Annotated in this window: 18 protein-coding genes (1 of these 18 cut by a window edge); 10 read left to right on the top strand and 8 right to left on the bottom strand. The window is 37.0% G+C overall.

All coding sequences use genetic code 11. The features are described from left to right. Positions 1 to 64 precede the first annotated feature (64 nt). Positions 65 to 1567 carry a leucyl aminopeptidase gene (locus O7776_RS15290; protein ID WP_274307829.1) on the top strand — a complete coding sequence of 501 codons (1503 nt, stop codon included), beginning with the start codon at positions 65 to 67 and terminating at the stop codon, positions 1565 to 1567. Positions 1568 to 1740: 173 nt separating this feature from the next. Here O7776_RS15290 and O7776_RS15285 read toward each other — a convergent pair whose 3' ends face one another. Continuing rightward, positions 1741 to 2064 carry a MazG nucleotide pyrophosphohydrolase domain-containing protein gene (locus O7776_RS15285; RefSeq protein ID WP_274307828.1) on the bottom strand — a complete coding sequence of 108 codons (324 nt, stop codon included), beginning with the start codon at positions 2062 to 2064 and terminating at the stop codon, positions 1741 to 1743. Between the two features lie 374 nt (positions 2065 to 2438). Between O7776_RS15285 and O7776_RS15280 the strand changes: the two genes are divergently transcribed. Both O7776_RS15280 and O7776_RS15275 read left to right on the top strand, forming a co-directional pair. Next, the gene (locus O7776_RS15280; RefSeq protein ID WP_274307827.1) at positions 2439 to 2645 is read left to right on the top strand and encodes a uroporphyrin-III methyltransferase; all 207 of its coding nucleotides are present in this window, start codon (positions 2439 to 2441) and stop codon (positions 2643 to 2645) included. Between the two features lie 94 nt (positions 2646 to 2739). Continuing rightward, positions 2740 to 3300 carry a YufK family protein gene (locus O7776_RS15275; protein ID WP_274307826.1) on the top strand — a complete coding sequence of 187 codons (561 nt, stop codon included), beginning with the start codon at positions 2740 to 2742 and terminating at the stop codon, positions 3298 to 3300. A 76-nt stretch (positions 3301 to 3376) separates the two neighbouring features. On the opposite strand, the gene O7776_RS15270 is transcribed toward O7776_RS15275, so the two are convergent. Beyond that, complete coding sequence (locus tag O7776_RS15270; RefSeq protein WP_274307825.1) at positions 3377 to 5230, bottom strand: transglycosylase domain-containing protein; 1854 nt, start codon at positions 5228 to 5230, stop codon at positions 3377 to 3379. A 254-nt stretch (positions 5231 to 5484) separates the two neighbouring features. Continuing rightward, entirely contained in the window at positions 5485 to 6702 is a 1218-nt protein-coding gene (locus tag O7776_RS15265) for an MFS transporter (protein WP_274307824.1), read from the bottom strand. Between the two features lie 230 nt (positions 6703 to 6932). On the opposite strand from O7776_RS15265, the gene O7776_RS15260 reads away from it, so the two are divergent. Together O7776_RS15260 and O7776_RS15255 are read left to right on the top strand one after the other, a co-directional pair. Continuing rightward, a complete protein-coding gene (locus O7776_RS15260) occupies positions 6933 to 7520 on the top strand; it encodes a peptidylprolyl isomerase (RefSeq protein WP_274307823.1) in 588 nt (195 codons plus the stop codon). A 23-nt stretch (positions 7521 to 7543) separates the two neighbouring features. Further along, positions 7544 to 7774, top strand: a complete 231-nt coding sequence (locus O7776_RS15255; protein WP_274307822.1) for a hypothetical protein — start codon at positions 7544 to 7546, stop codon at positions 7772 to 7774. 58 nt (positions 7775 to 7832) lie between these two features. On the opposite strand, the gene O7776_RS15250 is transcribed toward O7776_RS15255, so the two are convergent. Beyond that, positions 7833 to 8999: a MalY/PatB family protein gene (locus tag O7776_RS15250; RefSeq protein ID WP_274307821.1), complete on the bottom strand. Its 1167-nt coding sequence runs from the start codon at positions 8997 to 8999 to the stop codon at positions 7833 to 7835. Between the two features lie 83 nt (positions 9000 to 9082). Here O7776_RS15250 and O7776_RS15245 point away from each other — a divergent pair, with 83 nt between their 5' ends. Continuing rightward, positions 9083 to 9343, top strand: coding sequence for a DUF1871 family protein (locus O7776_RS15245; protein WP_241370203.1), 261 nt, complete (start codon positions 9083 to 9085; stop codon positions 9341 to 9343). A gap of 39 nt (positions 9344 to 9382) precedes the next feature. Here the strand turns inward: O7776_RS15245 and O7776_RS15240 are convergent, their stop codons facing one another. Both O7776_RS15240 and O7776_RS15235 read right to left on the bottom strand, forming a co-directional pair. Next, entirely contained in the window at positions 9383 to 9589 is a 207-nt protein-coding gene (locus tag O7776_RS15240) for a helix-turn-helix domain-containing protein (RefSeq protein ID WP_274307820.1), read from the bottom strand. Between the two features lie 359 nt (positions 9590 to 9948). Then, positions 9949 to 11277, bottom strand: coding sequence for a sodium-dependent transporter (locus O7776_RS15235; protein WP_274307819.1), 1329 nt, complete (start codon positions 11275 to 11277; stop codon positions 9949 to 9951). Positions 11278 to 11529: 252 nt separating this feature from the next. On the opposite strand from O7776_RS15235, the gene yugI reads away from it, so the two are divergent. The 3 genes from yugI (at position 11530) to O7776_RS15220 (ending at position 14912) form a co-directional block, all read left to right on the top strand. Next, the gene (gene yugI, locus O7776_RS15230) at positions 11530 to 11904 is read left to right on the top strand and encodes a S1 domain-containing post-transcriptional regulator GSP13 (RefSeq protein ID WP_274307818.1); all 375 of its coding nucleotides are present in this window, start codon (positions 11530 to 11532) and stop codon (positions 11902 to 11904) included. 404 nt (positions 11905 to 12308) lie between these two features. Next, positions 12309 to 13553, top strand: a complete 1245-nt coding sequence (locus O7776_RS15225; protein WP_274307817.1) for a Glu/Leu/Phe/Val family dehydrogenase — start codon at positions 12309 to 12311, stop codon at positions 13551 to 13553. 195 nt (positions 13554 to 13748) lie between these two features. Continuing rightward, a complete protein-coding gene (locus O7776_RS15220; RefSeq protein ID WP_274307816.1) occupies positions 13749 to 14912 on the top strand; it encodes an iron-containing alcohol dehydrogenase in 1164 nt (387 codons plus the stop codon). Positions 14913 to 14964: 52 nt separating this feature from the next. Here O7776_RS15220 and O7776_RS15215 read toward each other — a convergent pair whose 3' ends face one another. Together O7776_RS15215 and O7776_RS15210 are read right to left on the bottom strand one after the other, a co-directional pair. Then, entirely contained in the window at positions 14965 to 15948 is a 984-nt protein-coding gene (locus O7776_RS15215; RefSeq protein WP_274307815.1) for a cation diffusion facilitator family transporter, read from the bottom strand. Positions 15949 to 15964: 16 nt separating this feature from the next. Further along, entirely contained in the window at positions 15965 to 16684 is a 720-nt protein-coding gene (locus O7776_RS15210; RefSeq protein ID WP_274307814.1) for an MgtC/SapB family protein, read from the bottom strand. A 141-nt stretch (positions 16685 to 16825) separates the two neighbouring features. On the opposite strand from O7776_RS15210, the gene O7776_RS15205 reads away from it, so the two are divergent. Further along, positions 16826 to 17196, top strand: the 5' end (the start) of a protein-coding gene (locus tag O7776_RS15205; RefSeq protein ID WP_274310524.1) for a DMT family transporter. Its footprint extends 520 nt past the window's final position; only the first 371 of its 891 coding nucleotides appear in the window; the start codon lies at positions 16826 to 16828; its stop codon lies off the right edge, out of view.

Here is a 17196-nt window from a genome sequence, read left to right as displayed (position 1 = left end):
TATTTCGTTCCCCGAATTAACTTTTTTGTATATAATGGAGCTATACATTAGGAGGCGTTTTGTTATGAATATTGAAACTACAGCACAAACATTAGATACCCTTACTTCTGAAACATTAATTATCGGAGTACAAAAACACCGCGAGCAAATGAAAAATTGGCCAGCATTTAGTGAATTTTACGGTGAAACAGTCGATGCTTGGTTACGTGCCGGTGAAATTATTACCGATGCTAAAAAAATTACGAAGCTACCTTATGCAGGTTCACAGGCTTCATTAAAGCGTATATACTTCGTTGGTTTAGGCGAGCGCAAAAACCTAACAGCAAATGAATTACGTGAAGTCTTTGCTGCAGTTGGGAAAGAGTTAAAAGCAGCGAAAATTGGTAATGTAGCACTTTGGGTAGAGTCATTTACAACTGATTCACTAGAAGAAGCAGAAGTTGCTTATTTAGCAGGTGAAGGTCTAAATTTAGGCTTCTATTCTGTACAAAACTATAAAACATCTTCAAACGAAGTAGATGTATACTTCGACCAAATCCAATTCGTAACAGAAGCGGCGATGGACGATGTGGTCGCAAACTTTGAAGTTGGTAAAATTTATGCCGATGCGGTAAATGAAGCACGTACACTAATTAACTTACCACCAAACTTACTAACTGCAACGGATTTAGCAAATTACGCAACAGAGCTTGCTAACCAATATGATTTAGAAATCGAAGTGTTAAATAAAGCACAAATTGAAGAGCTTGGTATGGGCGGTATTTTAGCAGTTAATAAAGGTTCGGTTGAAGAGCCACGCTTAATTACGATCAAATACCAAGGGAAACAAAAATGGGAAGATGTAATTGGCTTTGTTGGTAAAGGAGTAACGTATGATACAGGTGGCTACTCATTAAAACCGCGCGAAGGTATGGTTGGTATGAAGGGTGACATGGGTGGCGCTGCCGCTGTACTAGGAGCAATGCGTATTATCGGTGAAACACGTCCAAAACAAAACGTTGTCGCAGTCATTGGTTCAACGGACAATATGGTTTCAGGTGAAGCGTTTAAACCAGATGATGTCATTACAATGTACAATGGTAAAACAGTAGAAGTATTAAACACAGATGCTGAAGGTCGTTTAGTATTAGCCGATGCTACAACTTATGCAAAACAACAAGGCGCGGACTATTTAATTGATGTCGCTACATTAACAGGTGGGGTAATTGTTGCGCTAGGTAAAGATAAAACAGGTGCACTAACAAATGATGAAGAATTTTTCGAAGAGTTTATGGGTGCTGCCATTGAAACAGGGGAATTCGTATGGCGCTTACCTTTAACTGAAAGCGACAAAAAACGTATTCGTAAATCGGATGTAGCCGACTTAAATAACTCCCCAGGGCGCGATGGACATATGATTTTCGGTGGTGGCTTCGTTGGTGAATTTGCAGAAAATACACCATGGATTCACTTAGATATTGCGGGGACATCAGATGCTGATGCACCACATGTATTAGGTCCTAAAGGAGGTACGGGCGTTATGGTTCGTACACTTGCTACGTTAGTAGAGTTACGCGATAACGAATAATATTTCCTATTACAAGGCTATATCAAATAGTATAGATTGAAACTGAAATTGAAAAAGCCAGTAAACGCTGATAAAACAATGTTTACTGGCTCTTCTATTGCCCGAAACTTTCATTTAGGAATGTTTAGTGTAAATGGTATGTATAGGTGATTATTTAAGATGGCGCGGTTATTTTACTTTTGTGATACTAAAAACTCCTCCAAATTCGGAGATTGATTATATTTAATTGCAGCTTCCCTATCTTTTTCGATAATTGCCTTTGTTAAATCAATATTATTTACACTTGCAATAGCTATTGCGTAATGTATAACATCAACTAACTCTTTTTCTAAAGAAGCATCTAAGTCGATTTTCTTTCGACCTTCTAACTGGTTTAGTACTTCTGCAACTTCACCAATTTCTTCTACTAATTTCATAAATAATGCAGAAGAAGTGCGTCCTTCTTTGTATTTTAATGCTAGGTAGTTTTGTAGCTCATCAAATGTTAATTGCCCCATAGTGATCCTCGTTTAAATAATGTTTTTTATAAATATATCAATAAATTCCTATAATAGTAAATTGTAATGTTGATAATAGTCCCCAAGTGTCGTTTAGGTACATATAAAATTTAAGTTGTATTAATACAAAAGTATTTAGAAAAAAATATTTTAAGCATGTACTTCCAATAGCAACAACATTTGCACTCTAAACAACGGTTCTTTTGAAAAGAAAAATAATGTTGCTAACAAAAAGTTTTTTGTGTTAAATTATGCCCGGTCAATTCAACGTTATTATATGAAACTCTGACCCAAATGGAACGAATTATAGGCGAGTAACTAATAGCAAGAAATACGGTGGAATATGTTAGTAGGAAGGAGAGGAGGCAATACAATTGGTGAATCGTTATCCATATGGTGGCTTCGGCGGCGGATTTTTCCCATTTGGCGCACCATTTCTAGGAGGATTTTTAGGGAGTTTTTTAGGAGGTTCATTTAACCGTTACCAGCCACCATACTATTACTATCCGCCGTATCCATATCCGTATCCGTATCAACCGTACCAACCTTATCCACCATATCGCAGACACCGTAATTGGTAAGGCCATACGTATAACATAAGAACATTCTTGCTCACTCCACCATTGTTAGCTATGATAAATAAAGAAATATTACGAGCTTTGAGGGAATTAATTTATGAAAAATCCATATTTATATGGTTACTTACCACTATTCACAATCATTTTATTTAGTTTTACATTTGGTATTTTTGGAGTATCTGAATCGCTTCAGTTATTTCAATCTATCGGTGTATACAATGGGATGCGTGAGTTTTTATCGGATTTAGAGTTACGTTTTGTGTTATTAATTGTATTTGCATTACTATTTTTTATGGTTTTTTCGGCATTAAAGTTGATCGGTGAAACAATTCATGAACTTGGCATGTTATTTTTTTCGAAGGATAAAGAAGGTCAAACTATTCATGCAGCACGCGGTGGCTATGTGATTTTCTTTTTCGGTGCGTTTGCATCGGTTATTGGAACTCAATCTTGGATACTATTAATTGCTATATTTTTAACGACGACGTTCTGTTATTTCATTTATTACGTCTATAAAATGAGCCAATACATGTCGTTTGTTGGTGTAATTGGGCTTATATTCTTTGAAGTGTTATCGTGGTGTTTATTATTAGCGTTAATTGTTTACGCGATTGTGAAATTGTATAATGGTATACTAGCTAGTTTCCCGTTTGTATAATGTAAAAAGCTTGTTTGTCTTAAGTTTATTCAAGACAAACAAGCTTTTTTATGTGGATAGGGAAACATAAAATGTTCTAATTGGTTATGGCATTAAAAATTGAGAAATGAATCTTTTGCTTTTCAATTGCTTCCATCGAGCGTGGTGTATCATAACCGATCCAAACGGCTGTCGTATAATCATTTGTTAAGCCTGCAACCCAATAATCTTTAAACTGATTAGTTGTACCTGTTTTTGCACCGAGATAGCCTGAATAGCTGTATAATCCTTTTCCCGTACCGTTTGTGACTACTTTTTGTAATAAATCCCGCATCGTATTGACAGTGCTTGCCGACCAAACTTCCTCACGTTCACTTGGCCAACTATAGATTGTTTCCCCCTGTAAATTCGTTACTTTACGAATACTGTGTGCAGGTACATAAAAGCCGTCAATAAAGCTGGAATACGCATCGGCTAACTCAAGTGAGGTAACACCGTAAGTTAACCCTCCTAAAGCTGACGCATATGTACGATCCTTATCGATAATCGAGCGGAATTGGAAACGATCGATATATGAGAAGGCGGTATCCACACCAATTGTATTGTAAAGCCTTAATGCTGCTGTATTAATACTGTCTTGGAATGCCTTCGCAATAGTTACATTGCCATACCAAATCCCTCCGTAGTTTTCAGGACAGAAATCACCTACACAATATGGTGCGCCACTAACAATGGAATTTTTTGTAGCGGTTGTTGATTCGAAATACGGAGCAAACACGCTAATTGGTTTAAAGGCAGAACCTGGTTGACGAGGGGATTGGAATGCCCGATGTAAATCATACTTTTGATAATTCTTGCCACCGAAAATGCTGACGATTTCACGCGTTTCATTATTGATAACTGTCGCACTCGCTTGTAGTTCTGAGTGAGATAAAATATCGTTAATTGCTGCTTCATCTTGCTTCTGTTTATCTGGCTGAAGCGCAGTATAGATGTGGATACCTTGCTGTAATAGAGTGTCAATTTTCTTTTGCAGCTCTAGCTGTAAAAATTCTTTTTCCATTTTGTCTGTTGTAGAAGCAATTTGTTTATTATAGCCTGTTTGCTCTCCGATGAGCCATTTCAACTCTTGTAAAACATAAGTGCTATAACTTGGATAATGTTGAATTTTTGTTTTAACAGTGAGTTCAATTGGCTGTTGCTTATGCATAGCTGCTTCTTGTAAGGTTAATATTTGATGTTCAGTTAATTTATCAAGTAAGCGTTCTTGACGGGCTTTCGTATTGTCAAAGTTTTGTATTGGATCGTACAAGGATGGGTTATTCGGAATCGCGGCAATAAACGCCATTTCCGCTATCGTTAGTTTTTCGAGCGGGCGGTCAAAATAATAGGTTGCCGCTGCTCCAATACCATACACCTGATTGCTAAAATACATTTCATTTAAGTACATTTCTAAAATTTCTTCTTTTGAATAAACTTTTTCAAGCTCATACGAGTAAAATAGCTCCATTAGTTTACGTTCATATGTTTTGTCGACTGATAAATACCGCATACGGACGAGCTGTTGTGTAATGGTAGACCCACCTTGCTGAATCGACTGCTCATTGCTATTGGCAATAAATGCACGTGCAATCGCGCTGACATCAAAGCCGATATGATCATAAAAGCTTTCATCTTCACTTAAAATAAAAATATCCTTCACCACTTCAGGAATATCATCAAGCTTTAGTGGCTGAGACCATTCTGTATATTCTTCACTAAAAATTTCATTGTTCTCATCGTACAATGTGATTGGTAATGTCGGAACAGTATTTTCAGGAAGCTCCATCGATTTTTCGATAAGTTGTTCGTGCTGTTGTGCTTTTGCGAGTTCTTTCCATACTTCGCTTCCGAGTAAAAGTAGTAAAGGGATGCTACATAAGATAAGCATGTAGCCAAAAACTTGTTTCATAAATTAGCCCCCTAATCAATTACGCCCCGGCGTAATTGCGTCCAGATTTTTTTCGAGCGAGCTCGAAAAACTCCCCTAAAAAATCTGTGACATCCGCCGGGACATTAACTTGATTCTGCCGGGGTTTGAACCCCCACTGAATAGAATTGCATATTTAGCATTCTTCTGTACCTGCCGTTCACTTTCGATACAAAAAGAATTGCTGAAGCAAGTTAAATGTATCTACAAAAGAGTACCATAAAAGGGACATACATTTAAGTGTGGTTTTTTAAAAGTTCGTCCATATATTGTTTTGGAAGTTTTCGTAAGAAATACATGACTGTAAAAGCAATTAAAAATAATAAGCCTGTTGTGTAAAATACCGAATGTATACCACCAAAGCTTGCAACAATCCCACCAAGTACTGGTCCTAAAATATTGCCAAGGAAACGGAAACTTTGGTTATAACCCATAATTTCACCCTGCACTTCAATAGGTGCTTCACGACGAATGAGCGCGGTTGTAATTGGAATTAGCCCACCAGACACAATACCAAACATGAAGCGTAATAAAATAAGCTGCCAAAGCTCTGTAACGAACGCCTGTGGAATAATAAATACAACTGCAAGGATAAGTAAAAAAGACAATACTTTTTCGTATCCATGATGGTCGCTCAGTTTTCCCCAAAAGCGTGCAAATAATATATTCCCAAGCCCTGCAGCGCTAAATGTAACGCCTGCAAGCATCGCAACTTCCTGTGTGCGAGAAAGTTCAGAGACATAAAGCGAAAGCAGAGGCTGAATACTAAAGTTCCCGATTTGAATAAGTGTTGTAACGAGCATGACATTTAAAATGAGGCGGTGATGAAAAATCGCCCAAATGACATTTTTGCGTGAATAGATGGAATTTTTCATTTTACGAATAATCGTAGGTTCATGAATACCAATGATAATAATGATTGCAGCAATCGTAATTGAGATTGCAGTAATAATAAATGTATATTTAAAACCAAATGAATCGGCCATTATACCACCAATGACAGGACCAAATAATGTCCCACCAACACTTCCCATCTGTAGTGTTCCAAGAGTTTTACCAGCGACTTCTTTACGTGTGTGCTTACTAATAAACGCCATTGAAGTAGGAATAAAGCCTGTTACGATCCCCATTGCGAGCCTCAAGATGAAAAATTGTTCGACGTTTTGTACGTAACCCATTAAGAAAATACTTGCAGCAATGCCGAAGCAGTTAATTATCATAATCGGCTTGTAGCCATATTTATCGGCGATTCTTCCCCAAATGGGTGACATTAACAGTGCGCTAATAAAGGTTGCTGCAAAAATTAAACCTGCCCAAGTTTGTACATAGCTATCAGAAAAATTACCTAACGTATCAATATATAGTGATAAAAAGGGCATAATCATTGTAGCTGAAGCTGCTACGATAAAATTGGCAATTAAAATGATGATGAAATTATGTTTCATATTTTGCAAATAAATCACATTCTTCCGTAAATTTATTAAATAAATTTCAGTATAACTTATTTCGAGTTCCGAAGAAAGTGCTTCGCAAGTTAATAGCAGAAATTGCATAACTTGTGGTAAACTGAAACTTGGTAGCAATGGGAGAATTTAAATGGATGTACTGTCATTGATTTTTCATGTAAACATTCCTAATTTATCTATACCCAAGCATTCATAATTTATTTAAAGGAGAGACAAATATGTTTCCACAATTATCAAAAGAATTAAATCCTGGTGAAGTAATGGTAGAAATGAACACAACTATGGGTTCAATCAAAATTAAATTATTCCCAGAGCAAGCACCAAAAACAGTTGAAAACTTTTTAGGTCATGCAAAATCGGGTTACTATAACGGCATTATTTTCCACCGTGTTATTCCTAAATTCATGATCCAAGGTGGTGACCCAACTGGTACAGGTATGGGCGGCGAATCAATTTGGGGTGGTACTTTCGAAGACGAGTGTGTTCCAGAGTTATTAAACATCCGTGGTGCACTATCTATGGCAAACGCTGGTCCTGGCACAAACGGTTCTCAATTCTTTATTGTACAAGCTCCACAAGTTGAAGTTTCAATGTTAAAGCAAATGGAAGTTCGTGGCTGGTCTAAAGAAGAAGTAGAATTTTATAAGAAAAACGGTGGTACACCATGGTTAGATGGTAAGCACACTGTATTCGGTCAAGTAGTTGAAGGTATGGAAGTTGTTGACAAAATTACGAACGTTGACCGAAATATGCACGATAAACCAAAAGAAGATGTTAAAATTGAGTCAATCACAGTAATTGACTAATTTTTAAAGGATGTGTTTCGCGGGTGAATCAATTTTTAATTAATTTCTCTGGTGGCTTCTTATATTTCCCGGAAGATAAATCACTTTATTTACCAGCTGCAATTGAATTTTTGATTTTAATTATTATTGTTTTTGCAACATTTTATTTATTCCGTCGAATTTCTGCTCGTCAAGCTGAAAAGGCACAACATCTAGAAATGCGCGCGTTACAAGAGCGTGATGAGCGCATGGCGAAAGAAAATGCAAGAAAATAACTGCAAAAGCAATATTCAAAAAGCGTCCCAAAGCTAAATTGGGACGCTTTTTTCATTGCTATTGTAAAGCTTTTTTAATACCTTCCACACCTTGCTTCACTAAATCAAATGGGCATGCGACATTCATACGTAAAAAACCTTGTCCTGCTTTACCATATTTTGTTCCTGGGTCAAGAGCAACTAAGCCTTTATGTAGAAGGAGATGCATTATTTCATTTTCTTCAAGACCAGTTCCACGGTAATCAATCCACATTAAGTATGTTGCATCAGGAATTGAAACACGAATACCTGGAATTGCATTTAGTTCAGAAACAACATAGTCCATATTATTTTTTAAATAGGGAAGTAGCTCATCTAACCAAGGTGCACCTTTTGTATAAACGGCCTTAACTGTTGTACATGCAAAAACATTTAAGCCCATTTGTCCATGAGCTTCTGTATGAGATTTTAATGCTTCGAATAATTCTTTGTTTGGTGCAATCATCATCGCTGCATGAATACCCGCGATGTTAAATGTTTTTGTCGGCGCGATACATGAAATAATTTTTGCTTTATCTGCATTTTTAACAGTTAGTGTCGGTGTATAACTTTTCTTAATTAAAATATCTGCGTGAATTTCGTCTGCCAATAAATACACATCATATTTAATGCAAAGTGCAACAAGCTCCTCTAATTGTTCACGACTCCATACAATACCGATTGGATTGTGCGGATTACATAAAATGTACATCTTGATATCAGATTGGAAGATTTGTTCGAGTTTTTCAAAGTCTAAAAAATATTGTCCATCTTGTTCCGTTAGCTCACATGTAATGATTTCTCGTTGTTGTGCATTTGGAATATTGAAAAATGGAGGATAGGCCGGTGTCGCCATTCCGATTTTGTCACCTTTTTTCGTAAATGTCTCAACAATAGTAGCAATTGCAGGTACAACCCCTGATTGGAATAGGATTGTATCTGGATCGATTGTCCAGTTGTGACGTGTTTGATACCATTGCATCATGGCATCTTTGACCTCACAGTTTTCGTACGTATAACCAAAAATGGGATGTTTTAAACGTTCAGTTATGGCTTCACTTACTACTATTGGTGCAGGAAAATCCATGTCAGCTATCCACATTGGTAGAAGCTCCGATGTATTTTCTAAGTTATAAACCTCGCACATTTTATCCCATTTAATGGAGCTAGAATTTCGGCGTTCATGAATTTCATTAAAAAATGACATTTAATAATCCTCTTTTCTTTTTGATATGTTCGAACCTATGTTATCATACTAACTAATAGAAAGAGAGTAGTTAGGTGAATAAAATGGAAAATACAGAGATGAACCAGAAGTGTGTACAACTATTACTGGACTGGGATCCGTTTAATTTAGGCTCAGAAAGCTATGAAACTGAAACTGCTGATGTTGTAGCTGCCTTGCAAGGAATTGACGACCCATCTGAACTAGCAAAAGTGATTCAAACTGTTTATGAATACTCTTACGAACAATGGATCCCATTTGAAGACTGTGTCGCGATTTCATATAAACTTATCGCAGAAAAATTTATAGCAAAATGTATTATCTAACAAAAACGAGCAACCCAAACCAATGGGCTGCTCGTTTTTTTATTTTAATCCGTCGACTAAATTCGAAACGGGTACATCTAATATTGTAGATAACACGAATAATGATTGCTTTGAAGGGATTTGTTCACCTGTTTCGTAGGCAGTTAATTTTTCGATACCTAGCTGCGTTTTCATTGAAAGCTCTTCAATTGTTAATTTTTTCTCCATACGTAAAAGTTTTAATTGTTCATGAAGTGAAAGCTTCATGTGGTTCACATCCTTCCTGAAATTCGATTATTCAAATTATAATATGCAGGAAGATTAATGAAATCCAATACTATGTAGAAAAATGAAAATTATTAAAGGATTATCCGATAAATAATTTTTGGATAATCCTTTTGATTCTTATAAGAAAGTATAAATATTTCCGTTGTAACGATGTCTAGGCTAAAGCGCCAGCCCCTCGGCCATCTCGAGCCCTCCTGCAAAAGTGGTGGAGCGTTTACTTTTGCAGGAGGGCTCTCCAAAGTCTGAGGCTCACACGATGTGAGTCATTGGGGGCATGCCACATGGACGTGGCGTTTTGCCCACTCGGGGCTGGAAGGGCGCTTTACCGCTTTTCTTACTTAACTAAAGAACACTTTATTTACGAAAATTGCAATGATGGATAACGGTGCTAAATAACGAACAATAAAGTACCAAATATTATAGACAACCGGTAAAGTTTGCATTTCTTCACGCGAAATTTTCTTCGAATAATGATAACCCGCGAAAATCGACGTTAATAATGCACCAATCGGCATTAAAATAGCACTTGTAACATAATCTACGAAATCGAAAATCGAACGGTTTAAAATTGAAATATCTGATAGAAGTCCAAATGATAAGGCACTAGGAATTCCTACGATGAAAATGATTGCTGCAAAAATCCAAGTTGCTTTTTTGCGAGAATGTGTTTTTTCGCGAATTCCAATTGATACAACAACTTCAAGCATAGCAATCGCAGACGTTACAGTTGCGAATAATAATAATATGAAGAACACTAATAATAACCCACTACCAAAAGGTAATTGCTCGAATACGGCTGGAATCATGATGAATACTAAACCAGGTCCTTCTGTAGGCGAGAAGCCAAGTGCAAATACAGCCGGGAAAATAACTAAACCTGCAAGTAACGAAATGGCGATATTCATTGTCGCAACATTTACTGCAGAGGTAACGATTTTTTCTTTACGAGATAAATACGAAGAATACGTAATCATCGCCGCAACGCCAATACTTAATGAGAAGAACGCTTGACCTAATGCCAAAATTAACGTTTCTCCATTTAAATACGACCAATTAGGAATGAACATGAATTTCACACCTTCAATCGCGCCGTCTAATGTAATTGAACGAACAAATAATAAAATAAAGAAAATAAATAACAGCGGCATCATCCACTTACTAGCCGTTTCAATGCCCTTTTTAATACCTGCTTGTACGATTAATAAAGTTAGAAGCATAAACGCCGCTTGTGCGAGTAACACTTCCCAAGGATTAGCGATAATATCTGAAAACAGTGCACCAAAATCAACAGCATTATTTGTTAATGAAAATGTCAATGCGCGACCCATATAGCTTAAAATCCAGCCGCCTACTACACTATAGAATGATAAAATTAATCCACATGCGACAAGGCCAATCCAACCAATCATATACCAAGGTTTACCCGGTGCTTGTTCTTTTAATGAAGTAATCGGATCCTTTTGACCTCGACGCCCAATCATAAATTCGGCTATTAATATAGGTAAACCTATAATAACTGTACATAAAACAAATAATAAAATAAAAACACTACCACTATTTGTGCCTGCCATGTATGGAAACTTCCAAATCGCTCCCAAACCGATAGCACTACCTGCAGCAGCCAAGATAAAACCAATCTTAGATGTGAATTGATCTCTAGATGACAAAAGAAACCCCTCCTTATTAATATGCAAGTACTCATTTTACAAAATATTATTTCTAGTTTAAAGCAAAATATTTTGTGAAATGCAATAGTTTTAAAAGGGGAATAGATCAATCTTTTTGTCTTAAGACGTTAATTTTGTACTCTATATACAGGAAATACTATATTAAGTCGATTCTTTGTTACGCATAGTATCATATGTTATAATTTAACATGACATATACGTATTGATGAAAAAAGAAGGTAGGAACAAAGTATGGTAAAAAAAATTGAAGTAGGTGACGTACTAATCGGTAAAGTAACAGGGATTCAACCATACGGAGCTTTTGTTGCTTTAGATGAACAGACACAAGGTCTTGTCCATATATCAGAAATTACTTACGGATTTGTAAAAGATGTGAATGACTTTCTATCGGTAGGGGAAGACATTGAAGTTAAGGTGCTTGAAGTAGACCAAGAACAAAAGAAAATTAGTTTATCGATTCGTGAGTTACAAGAAGTACCCTATTATCGAAAAAAAGAGTCGCATCCAAGACGTTCATTACAAGATCGTGTGGATGAAGTCGATGCAGACGGCTTTAAAATTTTAAAAGACAAACTAAAAGATTGGATTGAGCAATCAGGTCAGTAATGACAATTAGAAGATGTCCGAGAAGTAATTCTTGGACATCTTTTTTTGCATAGTAGAGCAAGAGGCAGGGACAAAAAAGAAAATGATTGACCAAGATACAATCGGTCTAACACTTTTTTGGCTTACGAGCGAGCTACAATTTGATTAGGTGAAATATTAATATTCTTTTTCGCATTTTTCAAAAAAATCGAGTTATATACCAACCACTTCAATTTTCTTTTTTGTAATAAAAACTAGCAATATTGTATATTAACTTATCGAAAAAGTATTTTTTTCATTAAATCACGACAGAATTCAGAAAATTATTCGAAGTGTGACAAATTATTTAACAAACTTATATTGAAGTATGTTACAATGTTGGCGGAAAGACACTATTACATTAAATTTTAAAGAGGCGAAAAACAATGGCTGAAAATTTAAACTTGTTTACATCAACTCAAGAAGTAATTCATGAGGCATTAAATAAACTAGGTTATGATGAAGGAATGTACGAATTATTAAAAGAACCACTTCGTATGTTAACAGTACGCATTCCAGTGAAAATGGACGACGGTACAACAAAAGTTTTTACTGGTTACCGCGCACAGCACAATGATGCAGTAGGTCCTACAAAAGGTGGGGTACGCTTCCATCCGATGGTTAGTGAAGAGGAAGTGAAAGCGCTTTCTATGTGGATGACATTAAAGTGCGGTATTGTTGACCTTCCTTATGGTGGTGGTAAAGGTGGGGTAATTTGTGACCCACGTGAAATGTCCATGGGCGAAATTGAGCGTTTAAGCCGTGGTTATGTACGTGCAATTAGCCAAGTAGTAGGGCCAACAAAAGACATTCCAGCACCAGACGTATATACAAATGCACAAATTATGGCGTGGATGATGGATGAATATAGCCGCATGGACGAGTTTAACTCACCAGGTTTTATTACTGGTAAGCCAATTGTACTTGGTGGTTCACAAGGTCGCGATCGTGCAACTGCAGAAGGTGTTACTATTGTAATTGAAGAAGCTGCAAAAAAGCGTGGTATTGAAATTAAAGGTGCGCGTGTTGTTATTCAAGGTTTCGGTAACGCGGGTAGCTTCTTAGCTAAATTTATGAGCGATTTAGGTGCAAAAATTATTGGTATTTCAGATGCACACGGTGCACTACATGATCCGAATGGTTTAGATATTGACTATCTATTAGATCGTCGCGATTCATTCGGAACGGTGACAACATTATTTGAAAATACGATTTCTAATAAAGAGCTATTAGAATTAGACTGTGATATTTTAGTTCCAGCTGCAATTGAAAACCAAATTACGGCAGAAAATGCACATAACATTAAAGCAAACATCGTTGTTGAAGCGGCAAACGGTCCGACAACGGCAGAAGCAACAAAAATTTTAACAGAGCGTGGCATTCTTTTAGTACCAGACGTGTTAGCATCAGCAGGTGGTGTTACAGTATCTTACTTCGAGTGGGTACAAAATAACATGGGCTACTACTGGACAGAAGAAGAAGTACGTGAAAAATTATATGCAAAAATGATAACGGCTTTTGACAATGTTTACACAACGGCTCAAAACCGTAACATCAACATGCGCTTAGCAGCTTACATGGTAGGTGTACGCCGCACAGCAGAAGCATCACGCTTCCGTGGTTGGGTATAGGTAATAATCTAGTCTCACTTCTTTCGTAGGGGTGAGGCTTTTTATAAAGTGAAATTTTGCTCGGGGGGGGGTCCTCATCCCCGCCGAGCATTAATTTTTACCAATCGGACTTTTGAGATAGAGATAGTGGATTGTCCACTTTGCTTTATTTATGCTTTGCTTTATTTATGCGGGATAAACGACAGGAGGATTTTCATGAACAAATTTTCATTTCATAATCCAGTAAAAATTCATTTTGGTAGGGGCAGTGTTGAAGATTTACGTAAAGAGCTACCGCAGTATGGTCAAAATATTTTAATCGTATATGGTGGAGGAAGCATTAAATCGAACGGTGTGTATGATGACATCATGAAGATTTTAAGTGACTTGAATATGAATGTATTTGAGCTGGCTGGCGTTGAACCAAATCCGCGAGTTGAAACGGCACGTAAAGGGATAGCCATTTGTAAAGAAAATAATATTGATATTGTACTAGCTGTTGGTGGTGGTTCTGTAATCGACTGTTCAAAACTTATCGTAGCAGGGGCCAAGGTAGAGGAAGATGCTTGGGATATCGTATTGAAAAAGGTTTTGCCTACAGAAGCATTACCGCTTGCAACTGTATTAACTCTAGCAGCAACTGCGTCTGAAATGAACTCAGGATCGGTTATTACAAATTTAGAAACGAAGGAAAAATTCAGTTGGGGCAGTCCGGCATGCTTCCCCAAATTTTCGATTTTAGACCCTGCTTATACATTTTCTGTCCCTAAAGATCAAACGGTAAATGGTGTTGTTGACACGATGTCACATATTTTCGAGCAATACTTCAACAACGCATCAAACACGCCAATTACGGATGAGATGTGCGAAGGGATTTTACGTACATTAATCGAGGTTGCACCAAAAGCGTTAAAAGATCCTACTAACTATGACTACCGTGAAACGTTAATGCTTGCGGGTACGCTCGGCTTAAATGGATTTTTATCATTAGGTTCGCGTGGGGACTGGGCAACGCATAATATCGAACATGCAGTTTCGGCTTACTATGACATTGCACATGCAGGCGGTTTAGCAATTCTTTTCCCGCACTGGATGAAGCATAATGTACATGTCAATCCAGCACGCTTTGCAAAAATTGCGGTGAATGTATTTGGAATTGACGCAACTGGTAAAACAGATGAAGAAGCGGCATTTGAAGGAATCGACGCATTATCCGCATTTTGGACTTCAATTGGTGCACCAAATCGCTTAGCGGATTATAAAATTGATGCAACATACTTTAATGAAATTGTTGAGCACTGCATGGTCAATGGTTCATTTGGTAATTTTAACAAGCTTCAAGAAGAGGACGTACGAAAAATTTTAGAAATGTCTCTATAAAAAAACTGTCCAAAAGTGTTTGCTTTTGGACAGTGCTCCCTTCAAATTTCTATCATACCTTTTTGTTATTCAGTTTCATTGCAGTGTGTTGCCATCTGCGCTCACCGTCGTCTTCGTCAAAAGCCATTGTCACTTTTGTTACGCCTTTTTGATTTAATAGTAAATCTGTTAAATGATCTCGTACGTCATCCAAATAGGCGAGGGATAACTTTGGATCTGTTTCGGCTATGAGCTCAACGTGTAAAAACTCACCCTCTTTAATTACTTCTAAGCGAGCGATATCTTTAATATTTGGATCTTCCATTACCAAGTTCCCGATGTGTACAAGCATTTCCTCATCTGTTTCTCCGATTGCGCCTCGTGCATTGTCTAAAAACACACGACCAACCACGTAAAACATCATCAGACCGATAATCATTGACACTAAACCTTCAATACGATAGAACTCTGTGAAATAAGCAATAATGATTGCAAAAAATGCGAGTATATTACCTGATGTTGCAACTAAATCTTCCATCCAAACAAGTTTTGTGGCAGGTTTTGCACGGTTCAAATATTTTACTGATTGTATGATAGCGATACCTTTTGTTTCAACGCCAACCTCATGCAATACTTCTTTTGCTGCTTTATGCAAAACGGTAAATTCTAAAGTTGTACCAATAACAAGTACCCCTAGTGCAATCCAAATACCTGATGATTCAGTCGCTGGATGTAGGAAGTGATGCCATCCTTCTTTAATTGTTTCGTATGAAAGTATCGCAACGATTAATACAGCCCCTAGACAAACTAGGTTAACAATCCGTCCGTAACCGTTTGGAAATCGCTGTGTCGGTGCCTTTTTTGATAAAGCCGAACCAATAAATACGAAAAACTGGTTCGCTGCATCACCGAATGAATGCATCATTTCTGCAAACATTGCAACATTTCCGGTGAAGAAAAATGCCACGCCCTTAATGACACCTAAAAAAGTGTTTACAAATGCAGCTAATAAGGAAGGTCGATTCCCACCTTTTAATAAGCTAAATAGTTCTCCCATGGCTAATCCGCCTCCGTTAATCTAAGTATTCTATGTGGATGTTTTTTATAAATGGTAATTTACGAAGCCTATTATAAATTGCAAGAGTATGATTTGCTTCTACTGTTGAAAAGCGCATATCAATTTCATGTAGAGGCTTTTCAGTTGCAAGTATATCGCGAATGCAAATATTTTCGATAAACATTCCATGCATTTTCATATAGTCAATTAAATCTTGAATATGCTCGGCTTGATTGATAATAACAACAAGTTTCACTTCGCGCATTCGCAATCGTTTAGGACCAAATCTCATTAGAAGTGGTGCTATTACTTCGATTCCGATTACTACGATGACAACGGTAATAAAAGCCTGAATGTAAAAACCAGCTCCGACAGCTATACCGATCGCAGCCGCCCCCCAAATCATCGCGGCAGTAGTAAGACCTGTAATACTATCATTTCCTTTTCGCAAAATAACACCAGCACCTAAAAATCCGATTCCGCTAACAATTTGTGCAGCTAAACGTAAAGGGTCCATCGTGATATTAATATCTGGACGCGCGGGTGTTGAATACGCAGTTTCGATTGAAATAATCGTTAATAAGCAACTAAATGTCGCGATAACCATGCTCGTTTTTAACCCAACCGGCTTCTTTTTTAATTCTCTTTCTATCCCTATAATTAAACTAAGGGTTGCCGCAATTAATAATTTTAACAATACATCTAGTATAAATTGATCTCCGGTTAACCATCCCATGAAGTCCATCTCCTTTTATGTATATATCGAGATTCGAACTCACAAGTGAAAAATCCTCTATTTTTTATAGTTTTCTAAAAATGAAAGGAGTAAAATAAGTGCTTATGGAAAATATAATTTAATAGAAAGTAGGGGAATGAACTGGATAAACCATCTATTCATCCATATATTCCAATCTTTATTGGTGTAATTTCAGTTTCTCTTTCCGCGATTTTCGTAAAACTGGCAAATGCTGATTCAGGGGTTATCGCATTTTATCGCATGTTATTTTCAGTGCTAATAATGATGCCTTGGTTTTTAATGTACTATCGCCATGAATTGAAAGAGCTATCAAAGAGAGATTGGTTATTTTCGTCAATTGCCGGTATATTTTTGGCTTTCCACTTTATATTGTGGTTCGAATCATTGAACTATACGTCCGTTGCCAGTTCAACAGTACTAGTAACGATGCAACCGATATTTGCCTTTATTGGCACGTATTTATTTTTTAAAGAAAAGATTACGTTGAAAAC

It is taken from the genome of Solibacillus daqui, from assembly GCF_028747805.1.
GTDB classification, from domain to species: Bacteria; Bacillota; Bacilli; order Bacillales_A; family Planococcaceae; genus Solibacillus; species Solibacillus daqui.
Note: the sequence above shows the minus strand (reverse complement) of the source record. Positions and strands in the feature narration are given on the sequence as shown.

What these genes read in the sequence shown, in the direction of transcription:
- O7776_RS15290 (WP_274307829.1), top strand. Translation starts at nt 65, where the DNA reads ATGAATATTGAAACTACAGCACAAACATTAGATACCCTTACTTCTGAA.
- O7776_RS15285 (WP_274307828.1), bottom strand. Translation starts at nt 2,064, where the DNA reads ATGGGGCAATTAACATTTGATGAGCTACAAAACTACCTAGCATTAAAA.
- O7776_RS15275 (WP_274307826.1), top strand. Translation starts at nt 2,740, where the DNA reads ATGAAAAATCCATATTTATATGGTTACTTACCACTATTCACAATCATT.
- O7776_RS15270 (WP_274307825.1), bottom strand. Translation starts at nt 5,230, where the DNA reads ATGAAACAAGTTTTTGGCTACATGCTTATCTTATGTAGCATCCCTTTA.
- O7776_RS15260 (WP_274307823.1), top strand. Translation starts at nt 6,933, where the DNA reads ATGTTTCCACAATTATCAAAAGAATTAAATCCTGGTGAAGTAATGGTA.
- O7776_RS15250 (WP_274307821.1), bottom strand. Translation starts at nt 8,999, where the DNA reads ATGTCATTTTTTAATGAAATTCATGAACGCCGAAATTCTAGCTCCATT.
- O7776_RS15245 (WP_241370203.1), top strand. Translation starts at nt 9,083, where the DNA reads ATGGAAAATACAGAGATGAACCAGAAGTGTGTACAACTATTACTGGAC.
- O7776_RS15240 (WP_274307820.1), bottom strand. Translation starts at nt 9,589, where the DNA reads ATGAAGCTTTCACTTCATGAACAATTAAAACTTTTACGTATGGAGAAA.
- yugI (WP_274307818.1), top strand. Translation starts at nt 11,530, where the DNA reads ATGGTAAAAAAAATTGAAGTAGGTGACGTACTAATCGGTAAAGTAACA.
- O7776_RS15225 (WP_274307817.1), top strand. Translation starts at nt 12,309, where the DNA reads ATGGCTGAAAATTTAAACTTGTTTACATCAACTCAAGAAGTAATTCAT.
- O7776_RS15220 (WP_274307816.1), top strand. Translation starts at nt 13,749, where the DNA reads ATGAACAAATTTTCATTTCATAATCCAGTAAAAATTCATTTTGGTAGG.
- O7776_RS15215 (WP_274307815.1), bottom strand. Translation starts at nt 15,948, where the DNA reads ATGGGAGAACTATTTAGCTTATTAAAAGGTGGGAATCGACCTTCCTTA.
- O7776_RS15210 (WP_274307814.1), bottom strand. Translation starts at nt 16,684, where the DNA reads ATGGGATGGTTAACCGGAGATCAATTTATACTAGATGTATTGTTAAAA.